We start from the raw sequence: 18004 nt of genomic DNA, 5'->3' as shown, positions 1-18004 counted from the left end.
TTGGCGGGTCTCGACGGCCGTCCGTTCGCCCGGTCGGCGCTTGGAGAGCCGGTTTCTATTCAACACGCGTATACCGACGGGTATGGTCTGACTTCGTGATCGAGCTAGATGGCGTAGCAAAGGCCTTCGGCGGAAAAATACACGCACTGCAGGACGTGAGTTTTTTCGTTCCGACGGGGTCGGTGTGCGCCCTGCTCGGTCACAACGGCGCCGGCAAGTCCACCGCGATCAAGATCCTCTCGACATTGCTGCGCCCCACCGCTGGCCGAGCCATCGTGGCCGGCCACGACGTCGTCCGAGAGCCGGCCCAGGTGCGGGCAAGCATCGGCAGCATCGGGCAGCTGGCCGCGCTCGATTTCGAGCTCACCGGCCGGGAGAATTTGGTGCTGTTCGGCCGGCTGCGGGGCATGCGGCGCAAAGAGGCGCGGCTGCGCGCCGACGCACTGATCGACGACTTCGATATGTCGCACGCCGCGGACCGGCCGGTGCACACCTATTCGGGTGGCATGGTGCGCCGCATCGACATCGCCGCCGGACTGATGGTTCCGCCGGAAGTGCTCTTCCTCGACGAGCCGACCACCGGGCTGGACCCGCGCAGTCGCCGGGATGTGTGGAACCTGGTGTCGTCCCTGTCTGCTCAGGGCGTCACGATCCTGCTCACGACCCAATATCTCGAAGAAGCCGACGTGCTCAGCGACTCGATCGTCGTCTTGAACAAGGGTTGCGTCGTCGCCAACGGGACCGCCGAAGAGCTCAAGCGCCGCGTGGGCTTGGGCTATTGCACGGTGAGCCCGGTAAATCCGGCCGACCTGGCCAAGATCCTGGAGGCGGTCGCCGACCTCGAGGGCGCCGAAGCCGATTACGAGGCGAACACCGTCTCGGTGCTGTCACCCGACGGTGTCGCGACGCTCGGTGAGGTGTTTCGCCGGGTGGACCGGCTTGGCGTTGAGCTACTCGACATCGCGCTGCGCAAGCCGTCCCTGGACGAAGCCTTCCTGCACCTCACGGCGAAAGTCACCACGTGACCGCGCTTGCCGCCCTCACCGAGCGTGCCGTGCAGAACGCGATGCGCAACGATCTGATATTCGCGGCGGTGTCGCCCGCCCTGAACTTCGTCGTCTTCAACTTCATGCTTGGCAACGTGATCGACACAGGTGGCATGGGCTACCCCCAATACGTCCTGCCGGTCGTCGTCATCCAGGTGATCTTCCTCGGCGCGCTGACCACCATCGACCGTGCCGCCCAGGACGAACGCAGCGACTTCGCGGATCGCCTCCGCACGCTTCCCATCGCCGCGGTCACACCGCTGATGGCTCGCATGTCCTATTGCCTGATCCGCGGTGCCCTCGGCCTGTTCGCCGCGATCGCCATCGGATACGCGTTCGGATTTCGGATGTTCGGCGGGTTGGTCTATGCCGCCGCCTTCGCCGTCCTCGTTCTCGTGTTGACGCTGGCGCTGTCGCTCGCCGCCGATGCGGCCGGCGTTATGTCCGTAGCCTCGCAAGGCCGGTTCGCGAGCAGCGGGGTGCTGGACCAGTTGCTCCTGGTTCCCCAAATGCTGCTGGTCATGCTGTCCACCGGGATGGCGCCGGCCGACTCGTTCCCCGACTGGTTGCATCCGTTCGTGCGCAACCAGCCGGTTTCGCAGGTCACGCAAACCCTGCGTGGGTTCACCACCGGCCATGTGGTGGCGAGCAATCTGGCGACCAGCCTGGCGTGGTGTCTTGGGCTGCTGGTGGTGTTCGGTGCCATTGCGGTGCGGGTTCAGGGGCGTCCGCAATGACCACGCACGCACCGCCGCGGACTTCCCTGGCCGGCGAAACTCTGCTGTTCGCAAGCCATCTGCTCACCCGGTGGCGGCGCCAGCCGATGGTGCTGATCCAGGCTCTGGTGTTCCCGACCTTTCTGCTGATCGCCTACAAACTGTTGGTAGGCAAGTCGATAATCAGGATCACCGGCACCGAAAGCCTCTACGGCCTGGTGCCGATGTGTGCCGTCGCCGGTGCGATGTTCGGGGCGCTCGCGACCGGCCGCCGCATGTGGATCGACCGCGACAGCGGCCTGATCGGACGACTGTGGGTGTTTCCCGTACACCGGGCCAGCGCGCTGACCGGCCGGCTGCTCGCCGAGGCCGCACGCACGCTGGTAAGTGCCTCGCTGATCACGGCGGTCGGGGTTGGGCTCGGGCTTCGCTTCAAGAACTGGCTCGCTGTCATCCCGTTCGTCCTGGTGCCGGTGCTGGTGGTCGTCGTCTTCTCGATGGCGGTGATAGCGATCGCGGTGCGGGCCAGGACCGGTTCCGCGCTCATGTGGCTGGGGGTGCCGGCCACCGGCGCGGTGTTCGCCAGCTCCGGTGTCGTTCCGACGCAAACGCTGCCTTCGTGGGTGCGGGTGGAGATTCGCCTTCAACCGCTGTGGTCAACGATCGAGTCGATGCGGGGACTTGCCCAAGGCGGTCCCGTGCTGTGGCCGCTCCTGGTGACCCTTGTGTGGTGCCTCGGCTTGGCCGCGCTGCTCGGGCCGCTGGCCGTCCGCGGTTACCGCGCCGCCGCCGAATCCGGGCACTGAAGCAACGAAAGGGCAAGACTCGCAATGAAATTCGCGCTGGCGTGCTATGGGGCGCGTGGCGATGTCGAGCCCTCCGTCGTCGTGGGCCGTGAGCTGGTGCGCCGGGGACACGACGTGCGCATGGCCGTTCCCCCCAACCTCGTCGGCTTCGCCGAGGGGGCCGGAGTTGCGGCCGTCGGCTACGGTTTGGACTCCCGGGTCATCATGGACGTGCAGCGCGACTATTGGACGCTGTTGTTTCGGAAGCCTTGGAGGATGCAGGAACTGGACAGGCTGGGACGCGAAATCTCGGAGATCGTGGCGCAGTGCTGGACGGAGGAAGCCTTCAATACGCTGAAGGCGCTGGCGGACGGCGCCGACCTGATCATCTCCGGCTACGGTTTCGAGCAGTTCCCCTTCAATGTCGCTGAGTACTACGACATTCCGTTCGCCATGCTGCATTGGTTCCCGATCCGGGCCAATGGGAAAGTCATGCCGTTGCTGCCGGCAGCGGTGGGCCGGGCCGCGATGCGCGGGTACGAGCGCCTGACGTGGGGCGGCCCGGCGAAGAATGCTGAGGACGAGCAACGGCGGCTGCTCGGCCTGCCTGCTGCGACGCGCCCCTGGCCGCGCCGGATCGAAGAGCGCGGATCCCTTGAAATCCAGGGCTACGACCGGCTTTTCATTCCGGGGCTGGAGGCCGAGTGGGCGAAATGGGATGGCAAACGCCCCCTCGTCGGCACGCTGACGTTGGGGTTTTCCCAGGACGCCGACGACGAGGTCCTGTCCTGGATCGCGGCGGGTACACCGCCGATTTGCTTCGCCTTCGGCAGTCTCGCTGTCGAATCCGCGGCCTCCGTGCTGGGCATGATCGCCGCGGCTTGCGCGCGGCTGGGCGAGCGGGCGCTGGTGTGCGCCGGCGTCAGCGACTTCAGCGACATCCACGAGTTCGACCACGTCAAGGTGGTGGGTGCGGTGAATTACGAGGCGATTTTTCCGGCCTGCCGCGCGGTCGTGCATCACGGCGGCGCCGCCACCACGGCCACGTGCCTGCGATCCGGCGTCCCGCAGGTGGTCCTCTGGACTTTTTACGACCAGCCGTTGGAGGGGGCGGCGCTCAAACGCTTGGGCGTGGGCACTTCCCGGCGTCTTTCGACCACCACCGAGGGCTCGCTGGTCAAGGACCTACGCCGGATCCTCGCCCCGGAATACCTCCGGCGGGCCCGCGAGCTTGCCCCGCGGATGACCAAGCCCGCCGTAAGCGTCGCGGCTGCCACCGATCTTGTCGAGAATTTCGCCCGTTTGCAGCGCGTTGGGTGATCAGACACGTGCGGGCGCCGGGATTTCCAATGTGGGTAGGGGTTTTGCGCGATTCCGGGCGCTTGACAAGCGCGCACCGCGCGGCGGATTTGCCCCACGGGCCTGCGCGAATGCGGCCAATTCGGCTGCGCAAATCCGGGGGCGAAAACGCCGTTTTCAGAAGGTATCGTCCAAGCTGTGATTGAGGCTTCGGTCCACGCTGTGCTGCGGGAACGCGCGAGTTCGCGGCCCGGTGAGACGGCGTTCACGTTCGTCGACTACGAGCAGGACTGGGACGGCGTTGCGGAAAGTCTGACGTGGTCGCAGCTGTATCGCCGGACGCTGAATCTCGCAGCGGCACTCGAAGGTCGCGGGTCAGTGGGTGATCGGGTGGTGGTCGCGGCGCCACAGGGGCTCGGGTACGTGGTCGGCTTCCTCGGCGCGTTGCAAGCCGGTCGGATCGCGGTCCCGCTGTCGGTCCCGCTGGGTGGTGTCACCGATGAGCGGTTCATTTCGGTCCTGAGCGACGCGTCGCCCTCGGCGATCCTCACGACCACCTCCGTCGCGGGCAACATCGCCGAGTACCTCAAGTCGAAGCCGGTCGAATCCGCGCCATCGGTGATCGAGGTTGATCTGCTGGACCTGGACTCCGAAAACGGTTCTCCTGCCGAGGTCGAGAGTCACCCCGACATCGCGTATTTGCAGTACACCTCCGGGTCGACCCGCGCTCCGAAGGGCGTCGAGATCTCGCACCAGAACGTCTTCGCCAACTTTGAGCAGATCAACGCGGACATCTTCGGCGGGGCCGCCCCGCAGGACACCACGATGGTGTCCTGGCTGCCCTTCTATCACGACATGGGTTTGTATCTGGCAATTATCTTTCCGGTCCTGGCGGGATTTCCCGCGCTGGTCACCAGCCCGGTGTCCTTCCTGCAGCGACCCGCCCGATGGGTGCAGGCGCTGGCGGGCAACAGTCATGCGTTCTCGGCGGCGCCGAACTTCGCGTTCGAGTTGGCGGCACGGAAAACGTCGGACGAGGACATGGCCGGGCTTGATCTCGGCAACGTGCTCGGCATCCTCAACGGCAGTGAGCGGGTGCAACCCGCGACACTGCAACGCTTCGCGGAGCGGTTCGCCCGCTTCAACTTTCATGACAGCATGCTGCGGCCCGCGTACGGAATGGCGGAAGCGACCGTCTACATCGCGACGCGCGAAGCGGGCCAGTCGCCGGAAGTCGTTCACTTCGAGTCCGAGAAGCTGACCGCCGGCCACGCGAAGCGATGCACCAGCGACGGCGGTACACCGTTGGTCAGTTACGGCGTGCCAAAGTCGCCGGCGGTGCGCATCGTCGACCCCGACACCAGCAGCGAGTGTCCGGCGGGAACCGTCGGTGAGATCTGGGTGCAGGGCGGCAATGTCGCGCAAGGGTATTGGGGGAATCCGCCGGGCACCGAAGGCATGTTCGGGGCGACCCTGGTCGGTGCGTCGGCCGGCACATCCGAAGGCCCGTGGCTGCGGACCGGGGATCTGGGCTTCTTCTCCGACGGCGAGCTGTTCATCCTCGGCCGGATCAAGGACCTCTTGATCATCTACGGCCGCAACCATTCTCCCGACGACATCGAGGCGACGATCCAGGAGGTCACCCGGGGCCGATGCGTGGCGATCGGGGTTTCGGATGACAGCGGCGTCGAGCAGCTCGTCGCCATCGCCGAACTCAAGAACGCGGACTCCGACGAGGCCGCGACGCAGCGGATGGGCGTCCTCAGGCGTGAAGTCACCACGGCGATATCGAAGGCCCACGGCTTGGGTGTGGCGGATCTCGTTCTGGTGCCGCCTGGTTCGATTCCCATCACCACGAGTGGCAAGGTCAGACGACGCGACTGCGTGCAGCTGTATCTGCGCGACGAGTTCACCCGCTTAGACGGGTCGGTCCGCCGGCTCGAGCAGCCCAAGGTCGAGGAGGAGGCCGACGCGGGCAGCGGCGCCGACTCGGAGTGGACGCAACGCCTGCGCACGCTCCGCCGCCAGCAGCAGACGCTCCGCCGCCAGGAGCACGACCTGCTGGTGGAGATGGTGCGCGCGCAGGCGGCGGCGGTGTTGGGGCGTCCCAGCGCCGACGACATCGACCCCGAATCCGCGTTCGGGGACTTGGGTTTTGACTCGGTGAAGGCCACGCAGTTGTTGGATCGGCTCAGGACCGAGACCGAGCTGCCGTTGCCGCCGACGCTGGCCTTCGACTACCCGACCCCCGACGAGTTGGCCACCCACCTCGGCGGGCTGTTGTACGGGTCCGTCGCGACGGCTCCCGCGGTGGAGTCGCGGGTGGGGGTGGACGAGCCGATTGCGGTGGTGGGCATGGCATGTCGGTTCCCGGGTGGGGTGGATTCGGCGGCGGCGTTGTGGGATCTGGTGGCCAGCGGCACGGATGCGGTGGGAGGTTTTCCGGTCGATCGTGGCTGGAATTTGGGGGAGTTGTTCGATCCGGATCCCGACGCCGTGGGCAAGACCTATACCCGCGCGGGCGGGTTCTTGGCCGACGCGGCCGAGTTCGACGCGGAGTTCTTCGGCATCTCCGCACGCGAAGCGCTCACGATGGATCCCCAGCAGCGGTTGCTGCTGGAGGTGTGCTGGGAAGCGTTGGAAACAGCGCGGATTGATCCGGGCGGTCTGGTGGGTTCGGAGACCGGGGTGTTCGTCGGGGCTTGGTCGCAGGCTTATGGCGCGGGCGGTTCGGAGGGGCTCGAGGGTTATGCGCTGACGGGTTTGTCGACGAGCGTGGCGTCCGGGCGGGTCGCTTATGCGCTGGGGTTGCAGGGCCCGGCGATCACGATTGATACGGCGTGTTCGTCGTCGTTGGTGGCCACGCATTTGGCGTGTCAGTCGCTGCGCAATGGGGAGTCTTCTCTGGCGTTGGCGGGTGGGGTGACGGTGATGACGACGCCGTCGGTGTTCACCGAGTTCGCCCGCCAGCGTGGGCTGGCCGCCGACGGGCGCTGTAAAGCGTTCTCGGCCAACGCCGATGGCACCGGCTGGGGTGAGGGTGCGGCGGTGCTGGTGCTCGAGCGGCTCAGCGATGCGCGGCGCAATGATCATCCGGTGGTGGCGGTGATCGCGGGGTCGGCGATCAACCAGGACGGCGCCTCCAACGGGCTGACGGCCCCGAACGGACCCTCTCAACAACGCGTCATCGCCCAGGCGGCGGCCAACGCGGGCATCGGGCTTGGTCAGGTCGATGTGGTCGAGGCGCACGGCACCGGCACCACGTTGGGTGATCCGATCGAGGCCGGTGCGCTGATCGCCACGTATGGTGCGGCCCGCTCGGCGGATCACCCGTTGTGGGTGGGCTCGATCAAGTCGAATATCGGGCACACCCAGGCCGCCGCGGGGGTGGCGGGGTTGATCAAGATGATCGAGGCGCTGCGCCACGACAGTTTGCCGCCGACGCTGAATGTGGAGGCCCCGAGCCCGCATGTGGATTGGTCGGCGGGCACGGTGCGGCTGTTGACCGAGCCGGTGCCCTGGCCGCAAACCGATCATCCGCGCACCGCAGCGGTGTCCTCGTTCGGGATTAGCGGCACCAACGCCCACGTCATCGTGCAACAAGCCCCACCGGTCGCGGCACCAGTCGATGCTGAGTTGTCGGGCGAGCAGACCGGGCTGGGGTTACCCGTGTGGCCGGTGTCCGCGCGCACGCCCGCGGCGTTGCGCGCGCAGGCCGACCGGCTGCACGAATACCTGCTGGCTCGTCCGGAGCTGGACCTCGCCGATTTGGCCTATAGCCTGGCCACCACGCGCACTCATCACCCGCATCGGGCGGTGATCACCGCCGCCGCGCGCGACGACGTATTGACCGCGATGGCCGCGCTGCGCGACGGCCACCCCCACCCCCAGGTGACCCAGCATCACTTCTTGGCCCACCTGCGCGGCAAGACGGTGTTCGTGTTGCCCGGGCAGGGCGGCCAGCACCCCGGCATGGGCCGCGAACTCTACGAACAGCATCGGGTGTTCGCCGCGATGGTCGATGACTGCGATGAGGCGTTGCGCCCGTTCACCGGCTGGTCGGTGCGCGACGTGTTGCTGCAGGCCCCGGGTGCGCCCGGGCTGGAGCGGGTCGACGTGGTGCAGCCGGTGTTGTTCACCCTGATGGTGTCGCTGGCCGAGGTGCTGGCTCACTACGGCATCACACCGGATGCTGTGATCGGGCACTCGCAGGGTGAGATCGCCGCGGCGTATATCGCCGGGGTGTTCTCGTTGCCCGAGGCGGCCAAGATCGTGGCCCGGCGCAGCCAAGCCCTCAGTGCGCTGTGTGGGTCGGGGGCGATGGCCTCGGTGTTGCTGGGCGCCGAGCAGCTCGAGCCGCTGCTGGCGCCGTGGGGGCCCGCGCTGAGTATCTCGGCGATCAACGGGCCCACCCACACCCTGATCAGCGGCGAGCCCGCCGCGCTGGAACGGTTCGCTGAAGCGTGTGAGCGCGACGGCATCCAGATCCGGGCCATCGCGGTTGACTACGCCTCGCACTGCGCCCAAGTCGAAGCGGTGCGCGAGCGCCTGCTTTCCGAGCTGGGTGAGCTCAACCCCGCCATGGCTAGCATCCCGCTGTATTCGACTGTGGGACAGGCCGTTTCGTCCGAGCCGCTCGATACTACCGCGATGGACGCCGATTACTGGTATCGCAACCTGCGCGAACCGGTGCACTTTCATGACCGGGTGCTCGCCCGGCTGGCCGCGGGTGAGTGCACGTTCGTGGAGCTGTCCCCGCACCCGGTGTTGGCGCCCGCGCTGGCCGACACGCTGGCCCAAACCCCGGCCCGCACCCAATCGGCCGTCGTCATCACCTTGCACCGCGATCGCCCCGACCACGACAACCTGGCCATGGCACTGGCCCAGCTACACACTCACGGCCACAGCCCCGACTGGCCGACCCTCTACCAGCACGCCCACACCGTCGCCCTGCCCACCTACCCCTTCGACCACCGCCGCTACTGGCTCGCCCCCACGCCGGTCGACGGCGCCCCACTCGTCGCCCTGGCCGACCGGGACGCCGACCAGGAACAGGCCAACCCCGACACACTGGTCGCCACATTGGCCGCGCAGACCCCTGAGCAACGGCGTGACACCCTCACCGCGATGGTCACCGCTGCCGCCGCCGCTGTGTTGGCCCATCCCGATCCTGCCGGACTCAATCCGGAGGAGCTCTTCAAGGATCTCGGCGTCGACTCGTTGGCGGCAATGCAGTTACGCAACGCCCTCAGCCGACACACCGGCCTGGCCCTGCCGGCAACGCTGGCCTTCGACCATCCCACCCCCGCGAGGCTCGCCGGCCACCTCGCCGACCTACTCAATGACACCGCTGCGCGCGCGGTCCCGGCCGTTCCGGTCAGCGCAGATAGCGATCGGCCGGTGGACAACAGGCTCGCCCACGTGGATCAAGCGGTATTTCTCATGATGCGAGCGGTTCACGGCACGCAGGTCCAGTTCATCTGGGTTTACGACCGCGGCGTGAATATCGATGGGCTGCAGCGTTTTCAGCGCAACCTTGGCCGCGGGTTGTTGGGACGCAGGGTCGAACGCTCCCCGATACCGTTCGCGCGCGATCACTGGGTGATGGCTCCGGCCCCGGAGGAGCTCGACATCGCCGCAACGCCCCGGCGGCGCGCCGACGTGAGCGCCTGGGCCGACGAGCGGGTGCGCCTGCCCGTCGACCCGGAGTGGGGACCCGGCTGGCATCTCGGAGTGCTCCCGCTCGAAGGCGGCGGGGCCGCGATAAGCCTGGTGGTTTCGCACACGATCGTCGACGGGATCGGGTTGGTCCAGGCGATAGCCGACGCCGCCGAGGGCAGGACCCACGATCTGGGCTATCCGCCCGCGCGATCGCGCACCGTCGGACGCGCCTTTCGGGAGGATCTCGGGCAAACCGTCAAAGAGCTGCCCGACATTGCGCACGCCTTGGTTGCCACGGCCCGGAGGGCCTGGCCCGACCGCAAAGAATTCGCATCGTCGATCAAGGCGGCGCCGTCGTCCCCGAAGGCGGCAGGCGGCGATCAGGCGGTGGAGGTACCTGCCCTGACCGCATACATCGATCCGGCGGAATGGGATGCGCGCGCGAAAAGCCTTGGGGTGAGCAGTAACTCGCTGGTGGCGGGAATCGCGTGCAGGCTCGCGGCGCGGGTGGGGCGGGTCCGCGACGACGGAACGGTCACCCTACGATTTCCGGTATCGCTACGCACCGAAGGCGATACCCGCGGCAACGCGCTCACGGTGGTCGACGTCGCGGTCGACCCGGCGCACGCGACCACGGACCTCAGGGACACGCAGGCCAAGATCTCGCGAGCAATTCTGGCGGGGATGGAAAACCCCGACGAAGAATTTTTGGCGACATTCCCACTCGCGGCAATGGTTCCGAAGCGGCTGAACCGGAGATTGGCAGGGATGGCTGCGGGCGGTGCCAGCCTTCCGGTGACGGTCTCCAATTTCGGTGACCTGTCCGCGGCGGTGAACCGGCCCGACGGCAGCGATGCCGACTATGCGTACATGCGCTCCTACGAGCCCGACATCAAGAAAAGCACCCTCGAGCACATCGGAGGACAACTGTTTGTCGGTTCGGGGCGGGGCAACGGGAAGGTCTTCATCAGGATCTCCGCGTATGTTCTCGGCCGGGAAAATACTAAAGATGAGCTGCGGGAGATCATTTCGCGTACCTTCGCCGAATTCGATCTGACCCCACAGATCGATAGCTGATTTCGCCAACCTAGCAGCTTGTTGAACACGCGTGTGATAATCCTCGCTTGGTGACCTCTCAACAGTCCGACAGCGTCAGACCCACCGAAGAGACGCAGAGTCGGCCATCAGCACAGACGCGATTTCGCCCCGACATCGAGGGGTTGCGTGCCGTCGCGGTGTTGGCCGTCGTCCTCTTCCACGCGGCGGTGCCCGGCCTCAACGGTGGGTTCGTCGGCGTCGACGTGTTCTTCGTCATTTCGGGCTTCCTCATCACCGGGCTGCTGTGGCGCGAGGCGAATGCCAGCGGCAAGGTCCGGCTCGGCGGCTTCTACGGGGCCCGGGCCCGCCGACTGTTGCCGGCATCGGCCACGGTCGGCGTGATCACCGCGATCGGCTCGTTTGTCCTCCTACCGCCATTGCAGGTCGGCAGCGTCCTTCGGGACGGCATCGCCAGCGCGTTGTATGTCAGCAACTACTGGTTCATCAACGGAAGCGTCAACTACTTCGGGAGCCACCGGCCGCCGTCGCCGTTCCAGCACTACTGGTCGTTGGGCGTCGAGGAGCAGTTCTACCTGGTGTGGCCGGCGCTAATCATCGGCACGGCCTTGGTCATCCGGCTGGTGGGTCGGCGCAGCAGGGTCCAGGCCACCGCCTCGAAACGCCCTTACCTGGTGGTCCTCGCGCTGGTCGCGCTCCTGTCCTTGGCGCTGTCGCTGGTGGACACCCTCTGGTTGCCTCCCGTGGCGTTCTATTCGTTGCCGACCCGGGCGTGGCAGTTGGCGGTCGGCGGCCTCGTCGCCCTCACCGCCGATCAATGGCGCCGACTGGCGCCACGAACTGCCGCGCCGGCCGGATGGGTCGGGCTGGCCCTGATCCTGTTGGCCTGCACCTGGTTGGGCCCGACGACGCCGTATCCAGGCATCGCGGCGCTGTTGCCCGTGCTGGGCGCGGCGCTGGTGATCGGCGCCGGCTGTGCTGTCCCGTCGCAGGGGTGCGGCCGCATCCTGGCAGTGTCGCCGATGCGAGCGATCGGCCGGATTTCCTACTCGTGGTATCTGTGGCACTGGCCTGTGCTGGTGCTGGCACCGGCTTTGCTGGGCCACCCGCTGGGCCTGGCCGCCAGGTTGGCGGCGGCCCTGTTCTCCGGCGGGTTGGCGGTGCTCACCCTGCGATTCATCGAGAACCCGCTGCGATTCGCTCCTCCGATACGCCGGTCCGCCGTGGCCAGTCTCGCGCTGGGCGGCGCCGCCACAGCGGTTGCGGTGTCCGTGGGCCTGGTGCTGCTGGAGCATGTCCCGACCCCGGTCGGGCGTGGCCCGGCGGTCGCGCCGCTGACCATCACCGCGGCGTCGGTTCCCGCCGGATCCAACATCGACGCCTACGACGCCGCGGTGCGGCAGGCGTTCGGCCAAGTGCAGGCGGCGGTCGCGGCGTCGGCGGACCTCAAAGCCGTCCCGTCGAACCTGAGCCCGCCCTTCGCGACGTCCGAAGACTTGTTGTTCAACGGCTGCCTGCGCAACATCGCCGAAGTCGGACAGCCCGAGTGCGCGACCGGCGATACCGCCTCGACGACAACAATCGCCCTGGTCGGCGACTCGAACGCCGCGATGTGGAATCCGGCGTTCCAGCAGATCGCGCCGCAGCGGCACTGGCGGCTGGAGATGCTGGCCAAGGGGGCGTGTCCGTTGATGGACCTGCCCAGCACCAACCCGCTGCAGCGGATGGCCGAGCGATATTCACACTGCGAGCAGTGGCGCGGTCAGATCATCGCACGGTTGCGCGCCGAGCGCCCGCGGCTGGTTGTGCTCAGCATGTGGCGGGGCTACCGCGCCGACACCGATCGGCTGCTCGGCGTCGACGCGTTCGGCCCGGGCTGGCTCGACAGCCTGACCCGTCTGGTGGCGCAGCTGCGCGGTATCGGGGCCAAGGTGCTCGTGCTCGGGCCGATCCCGGATCCGCAGTCCGAGGTGCCCATCTGCCTGTCCGGGCACCTCGATGACGCGACGGCATGCTCGCCGCCCACGTCGTCCGCGGTCAACGAAACCGGCATCGCGGCCGAGTCCGCCGCCACCAGGGCCGCCGGCGGACAATACGCCGACCTCACCGAGCTGTTCTGCACCAAGGCCCGCTGCCCGGTCATCGTGGGCAACACCCTCGTATACCAGGACTGGCGTCACGTGACGCACGAATACTCCCGGGTGTTGGCACCGGTAATCGGGGCGCTGGCCGACCGGTCGCTCGCCGACGGCTGAGACGTCACGTGGCGAAATGCGCCTGGTTCACGTGCGTCCCCACCCGCAAGGCGTTGGCCGCGACCGTCAGGCTGGGGTTCAGACCGGCGCTGGACGGGAAGAACGAGGTGTCCACGACGTAGAGGTTCTCCACTTCGTGCGCCCGGTTTTGGGGGTCCAGCACGCTGGTTTTCGGATCGGTGCCGAAGCGGCAGGTGCCGCAGACGTGGCCCAGGTTCGCGTTGTCCTTGCCGGTGCCCAGGGTCAGATTGCGGAACGGCCCCAACACCTCTTTGAGCTGCCGCACGAACGTCGCGCGGCGCTCGAGCTCGCTGGGGTGTAACCGGTACCGAAGCCGCAGCCGCTGGCGGTCGTCCGCGCCGGGCCGATCGGGTGGCAGGACCCGGTTGTCCAAATACGGCAGGTCCTCCATGATCCCGGCCAGCACCAGCCCGCCGGTGACGAACCGCTGATACATCCGGCGTCCCGCAAAGCTGGTCGCGCGCAGCGCCTTCCCCCGCCAGCCGGGGCGGTTGCTCAGCCACTCCAGCGGCGGTATCTCACCGAACGACTGCACGGTGCCGTACTTCTGCCCGTCGGAGAAATAGAAGTCGTTCAGCCCGATTTCCTTGTTCGGCGCCGTGATCGTGCTTTTCGGGTTTGGCCAGATCTCGATGGGCTCGAGCAGGTGGCGCATCAGGTTGCGGCCCACCCAGTCCGAGCCGTTGGCCAGTCCGCGTGGCCACTCGCCGGAGCGGGAGTTGAGCAACAACAGCGGGGTGGCCAGCGCGCCGGCGGCCAGCACCACCACCTTGCCTTGCAACGCCAGCATGTCGGAGCGACGCCGGGCGATCACCTGCTGCACCCGGCTGTGGTCCGCCTCCAGGCGCACGACCCGGCACTCGGTCAGGAGCTGGGCGCCGTGCTCGGTAATCGCGGGAAGCACGCCATTGCGGGCGGCGTCGTTCTTGCACGACCGGGGGCACAGGTACGTCTGGCAGGTGGCACAGCCCTCGGTGTAGTCGCAGGCCATCGGCAGGTGATAGGGGTGTAGTCCGCGCCCGGCCAGGTAGTTGACCAGCGGCTGGTTGTCGGGCGAAAACGGCGGCGCCGCAGGCAAACCCACGCCGGCGGCCTCGGGCCGCAGCGGATCGGGCGCGCCGCGCACCCCCAGCAGTTTTTCGGCCTCGGCATACCAGGGACTCAGCTGGTCGTAGCTGATCGGCCAGGCCTCGGGCACCGTGGAGTCGCCGGGGTCGCGGAAGTTTTGCCGCGGGGTGAAGTCCTGGGCGAAGAACCGCTCGCAGACCATGCCGTACAGGGCGGACGAGCCCCCGGTCCCGCTGCCGATGAACGGCACGTACCGCTTCGGGCGTCTGCCGCTGATGTCTTCGATCTCGTCGGTGGTCCGTCCGCCGCGGGCCAACGCGTCGTAATAGGCCTCCGCGGAACGGACCGCGCCGGGTTCGGCCAGTTCGGGCATGGCGGCGCGAATCGTTCCCGGCGTGCCGGGCAGCGTCGAGCGGCCCTTTTCGACGAACAGCACCCGCCGGCCGGCGCGGGCCAGCGACAGGCCCAGCATCCCGCCGCCCATGCCGGTGCCCACGACGATCACGTCCCACACCACGCGTTCGGCCTCGCGCGCGCTCAGGTCGCCGTCAGCCAATCGAGCTCCTCAGCGGATGATGTCCAACGCTTTGCCCGGTCCGGGGCGAATCGCGATCCTAGCATCGCGTTGCCGTCGTCCGATCCGTTCAAAATTGTCGCGGTGGCCAGCCGGATCGGCTGTTAGCATCGCCCCCATGTCTGCAGGCGGCGCCCCAGTACGGATCGGCATTCTGGGTGCTTCACGTTGGGCGCCGACGACGTTCCTGACCCCGGCCAAGGAGAACGCTGAGGTCGTCGTGGCGGCGGTGGCCTCCCGCGATGCGTCCCGGGCCCGGGACTTCGCTGCCAAACACGGCATCCCCCGGGCACACGACAGCTACGAGGCGCTGGTCGCCGACCCGGAGCTGGACGCCGTCTACAACCTGCTGCCGACCAGCGTGCACGGCAGGTGGACCCGGGCCACGCTCGACGCGGGCAAGCACGTGTTGTGTGAAAAGCCGTTCACCGCCAACGCCGCCGAGGCCCGCGAGATCGCCGAGCTTGCCGGCAAGTCGGACCGGGTCGTGATGGAGGCGCTCCAGTACCGGTTCCATCCGCTCACCCAGCGCGTCGAGCAGATCATCGCGTCGGGGGAGCTGGGCAAGCTCGAGCGGGTGGAGGTCGCCGTCTGCGTGCTGCTGCCGAAGCGCTCCAACGCCAACGTCTACGACTACTCCCTCGCCGGCGGCGCGGTGATGGATGCCGGCGTTTATACGGTCGACATGCTCCGCACGTTCGGCGGCTCGACGCCCGAAGTCGTCTCCGCGAAGGCGAAACTGGACGGTCCTCAGGTGGACCGGGTCATGACGGCAGAGGTGCGGTTCGAAAACGGGCACACGGGCCGGCTGCATTGTGCGCTGTGGTCGTCGAATCTGTTCTGGGCGAACGCCAAGATCGTCGGCGATCGGGGCCAGCTGAGCTACTTCAGCCCGGCGGCGCCGCACCTGTTGCCCCGGCTGTCGATCCGCTCGGCCGACGGAAAGCGGGTGGAGCGCTTCCCGCGGCGCACCACCTACGCGTATCAGCTCGACGCGTTCGCCGGGGCGGTGCTGCGCGGGGAGCCGGTGAAGACGACCGCGGACGGCGCGATCGAGAACATGACCGTCATCGACGCGATCTATCGCGCCGCCGGCCTCCCGCTACGCCAACCGGGCTGAGCCGCTCAGCGACGGCGCGACTTCGGCAGCGCGATCTCGGGCGGCAGCGCACCATCGGTGAACCACGCGTCGAGGGTGCGCGCGAAGAGCTCCGGATAGCGCGTGGGCCAGTCATGGGGCATGCCGAGTGCGACCCTGTCGACCCCGTTGGGCATTTGCTCGGCGAGCGCCGCGGCCCATCGCCGGACGAGCGGCAACTCCTTGGCGCCGGTCACGAACATCGTGGGCGAATCGGACTGGCCAAGTTCCGCCGGAAGCCTGAAACCCGAGGACGCCATCGTGACATCGGCGAGCTGCCCGCTGGTGATCAGCCGTACATCCTCGCGGTAGTCATCGATGTGGGCCGCGGGAACCCTTGCCTGCCAAGCAGTCCGGTAGCGGCGGACCATCCAGCGGTACGCCGAGTTCCGGGCGGGCAGTGACATCAGGCGCCGCGTCACCTCCACGAACGGCACCCGGTTGAGGATGGTCCCGCACAGCACCGCCCGATCGACGAGTTTCGGCTCGGTTGCCAGTAACTGCACCCCGACTTGGGCCCCGAGCGAGAGGCCCACCACGTGCGCCCTGCCCGTGTCGACCCGGGAGCGGATGAGCTCCGCCGCCGCCGCGGCGGCCCGGCCCATCTCGAACGGCCCCTGCTCGAAGCTTTTGCCGTAGTGCGGCAGATCGGGGACTAAACAGCGGTATTGCTGCAGGCGTTCGACCACCGGTTCCCAGTACCAACCGCTCGTATACGCGCCGTGCAGGAAGACGATTGTCGGTGCCCCGGTCGGACCGGATTCGCGCACGAACAGGTCCATGCCGGGGACCTTATCAGTCATGCGCGGGGATCTTCCGGTCTCTCGCGGTCGCCCACGGGCGGTACTCCCAGCCCAACTCCGGACGCCTGTCCAAACTTCTGGTCTATTGTACCGGTGTTGGATTAGACTGCCGGACGGGTTAGCCAGGGGCGGGAGGCCCCTTCCATTCCACAACGCGCACGGGGGACCGAAGGGTTGGGTTCCGCGATGGCTGAAGGCGTGTTCGGGCGCAGCGACGCTGAGACCGATCTACTTGTCCGTGGCATGCGGTCAGGGATCGCGGTGGTCGGCTTCGGCTACATCGGCACGGTGATCGGTGCCGTGCTGGCCGATCGCGGCTGGCCCGTGACCGGGATCGACGTGCGGCAGAACGTCGTCGACGAGATCAACTCGGGCAAGACGAGTGTGCCCGAGCCGGGGCTCGGCGAGATGGTGGCCACCAACGTGCGCGTCGGCCGCCTTCGGGCCACGACCGATTTCGGCGCCCTGGCCCACAATGACTTCGTCATCGTGACAGTGGGCACGCCGCTGGGTCCGGACTATGAGCCCATCGTCGACGACATCAAGGCGGCGGCGCGGGCGGTGGGCGAGCACCTGCACCGCGGCCACCTCGTCATCCTCAAGAGCACCGTGCCGCCCGACACCACCGAAAACATCGTGTTGCCGATCCTCGAAGAGGTCTCGGGGCTGCGGGCCGGCGTCGACTTCGGGCTGGCGTTCTGCCCGGAACGGCTCGCCGAAGGCCAGGCCATCCACGAGCTGACGTCGATCCCGGTGGTGGTCGGCGCGGTCGACGAGGTCACCGCGCGCGCCTGCTCGACGCTGTGGCGCCACGCCCTGGGCGTGGAATCCATCGTCGTCGACGATCCGCGGACCGCCGAGATGGTGAAACTCGCCGACAACCTCTGGATTGATCTGAACATCGCGATGGCCAACGAACTGGCCAAGGTGTGCGACCGGCTCAACATGGACGGGCTGCAGGTCATCGACGCGGCCAACTCGATGCCCAAGGGCACCCACAAGGTGAACATCCTGCGGCCGAGCATGGGCGTCGGCGGCTACTGCCTGACCAAGGATCCGTGGTTCGTCAACCATCTCGGCCAGTCGCTGGGGTTGGAGCTGGGCATCCCGCGCACGTCGCGGACCGTCAACGACACCATGCCCGCCTACACCTATGGGTTGCTCACCCAGCTGCTCGCCGAGCAGGACAAGGCGATCGAGACCAGCAAGATCGCGGTGCTGGGCATCGCGTTCAAGAACAACACCGGCGACTGCCGGCTCACGCCCACCAAGTACGTCGTCGAGTTGCTCGAGGCGTCCGGCTGCGAGCTGTCCATCCACGACCCCTGGGTGCCCGACGAGGAGGCACCCACGGTGACCAAGATCCCGTTGACCCCGGACATCGAGTCGGCGGTCAAGGACGCCGACGCCCTGGTGGTTCTTGCCGGTCACCGGGAGTTCCACCAGATCCCGCTGGCCCGGCTCGCGGACCTGACGGCGCCCGGCTGCGTGTTCCTCGATGGGCGGAACAGCTTCGACCCAGCGGCGGTGCGCGCCGCCGGTTTCGTGTACAAGGGGATCGGCCGGTAGCCATACTGCAGGC

Annotated in this window: 10 protein-coding genes; 8 read left to right on the top strand and 2 right to left on the bottom strand. The window is 67.7% G+C overall.

From position 1 onward, the window contains the following. Positions 1 to 95: 95 nt before the first annotated feature. From AC5Y4S_RS26300 to AC5Y4S_RS26275, 6 genes are all read left to right on the top strand, one after another. On the top strand, positions 96 to 1025 hold the full coding sequence (locus AC5Y4S_RS26300) for an ATP-binding cassette domain-containing protein (protein WP_500035502.1): 930 nt from the start codon (positions 96 to 98) through the stop codon (positions 1023 to 1025). Continuing rightward, positions 1022 to 1783 (top strand): ABC-2 transporter permease, encoded by a 762-nt coding sequence (locus AC5Y4S_RS26295; RefSeq protein WP_500035501.1) that lies wholly within the window; start codon positions 1022 to 1024, stop codon positions 1781 to 1783. The genes AC5Y4S_RS26300 and AC5Y4S_RS26295 overlap by 4 nt, the downstream gene beginning before the upstream one ends. Continuing rightward, positions 1780 to 2568, top strand: coding sequence for an ABC transporter permease (locus tag AC5Y4S_RS26290; protein ID WP_500035500.1), 789 nt, complete (start codon positions 1780 to 1782; stop codon positions 2566 to 2568). The genes AC5Y4S_RS26295 and AC5Y4S_RS26290 overlap by 4 nt, the downstream gene beginning before the upstream one ends. Before the next feature lie 24 nt (positions 2569 to 2592). After that, a complete protein-coding gene (locus tag AC5Y4S_RS26285) occupies positions 2593 to 3867 on the top strand; it encodes a glycosyltransferase (protein WP_500035499.1) in 1275 nt (424 codons plus the stop codon). A 177-nt stretch (positions 3868 to 4044) separates the two neighbouring features. Next, positions 4045 to 10584, top strand: coding sequence for a fatty-acid--AMP ligase (locus AC5Y4S_RS26280; RefSeq protein WP_500035498.1), 6540 nt, complete (start codon positions 4045 to 4047; stop codon positions 10582 to 10584). Positions 10585 to 10634: 50 nt separating this feature from the next. After that, a complete protein-coding gene (locus AC5Y4S_RS26275) occupies positions 10635 to 12818 on the top strand; it encodes an acyltransferase family protein (RefSeq protein ID WP_500035497.1) in 2184 nt (727 codons plus the stop codon). A gap of 4 nt (positions 12819 to 12822) precedes the next feature. Here AC5Y4S_RS26275 and AC5Y4S_RS26270 read toward each other — a convergent pair whose 3' ends face one another. After that, complete coding sequence (locus AC5Y4S_RS26270; protein WP_500035496.1) at positions 12823 to 14463, bottom strand: GMC oxidoreductase; 1641 nt, start codon at positions 14461 to 14463, stop codon at positions 12823 to 12825. Between the two features lie 136 nt (positions 14464 to 14599). Between AC5Y4S_RS26270 and AC5Y4S_RS26265 the strand changes: the two genes are divergently transcribed. Next, entirely contained in the window at positions 14600 to 15601 is a 1002-nt protein-coding gene (locus tag AC5Y4S_RS26265; protein ID WP_500035495.1) for a Gfo/Idh/MocA family protein, read from the top strand. Positions 15602 to 15606: 5 nt separating this feature from the next. Here the strand turns inward: AC5Y4S_RS26265 and AC5Y4S_RS26260 are convergent, their stop codons facing one another. Beyond that, positions 15607 to 16422 (bottom strand): alpha/beta fold hydrolase, encoded by an 816-nt coding sequence (locus AC5Y4S_RS26260; RefSeq protein WP_500035494.1) that lies wholly within the window; start codon positions 16420 to 16422, stop codon positions 15607 to 15609. Between the two features lie 186 nt (positions 16423 to 16608). Here AC5Y4S_RS26260 and AC5Y4S_RS26255 point away from each other — a divergent pair, with 186 nt between their 5' ends. Further along, positions 16609 to 17991, top strand: a complete 1383-nt coding sequence (locus AC5Y4S_RS26255; RefSeq protein ID WP_500035493.1) for a nucleotide sugar dehydrogenase — start codon at positions 16609 to 16611, stop codon at positions 17989 to 17991. The last annotated feature ends 13 nt before the right edge of the window (positions 17992 to 18004 follow it).

Source organism: Mycobacterium sp. NGS64, from assembly GCF_059812245.1.
This window is presented reverse-complemented; position numbering and strand designations above follow the sequence as displayed.

What these genes read in the sequence shown, in the direction of transcription:
- AC5Y4S_RS26290 (WP_500035500.1), top strand. Translation starts at nt 1,780, where the DNA reads ATGACCACGCACGCACCGCCGCGGACTTCCCTGGCCGGCGAAACTCTG.
- AC5Y4S_RS26285 (WP_500035499.1), top strand. Translation starts at nt 2,593, where the DNA reads ATGAAATTCGCGCTGGCGTGCTATGGGGCGCGTGGCGATGTCGAGCCC.
- AC5Y4S_RS26265 (WP_500035495.1), top strand. Translation starts at nt 14,600, where the DNA reads ATGTCTGCAGGCGGCGCCCCAGTACGGATCGGCATTCTGGGTGCTTCA.
- AC5Y4S_RS26260 (WP_500035494.1), bottom strand. Translation starts at nt 16,422, where the DNA reads ATGACTGATAAGGTCCCCGGCATGGACCTGTTCGTGCGCGAATCCGGT.
- AC5Y4S_RS26255 (WP_500035493.1), top strand. Translation starts at nt 16,609, where the DNA reads ATGGCTGAAGGCGTGTTCGGGCGCAGCGACGCTGAGACCGATCTACTT.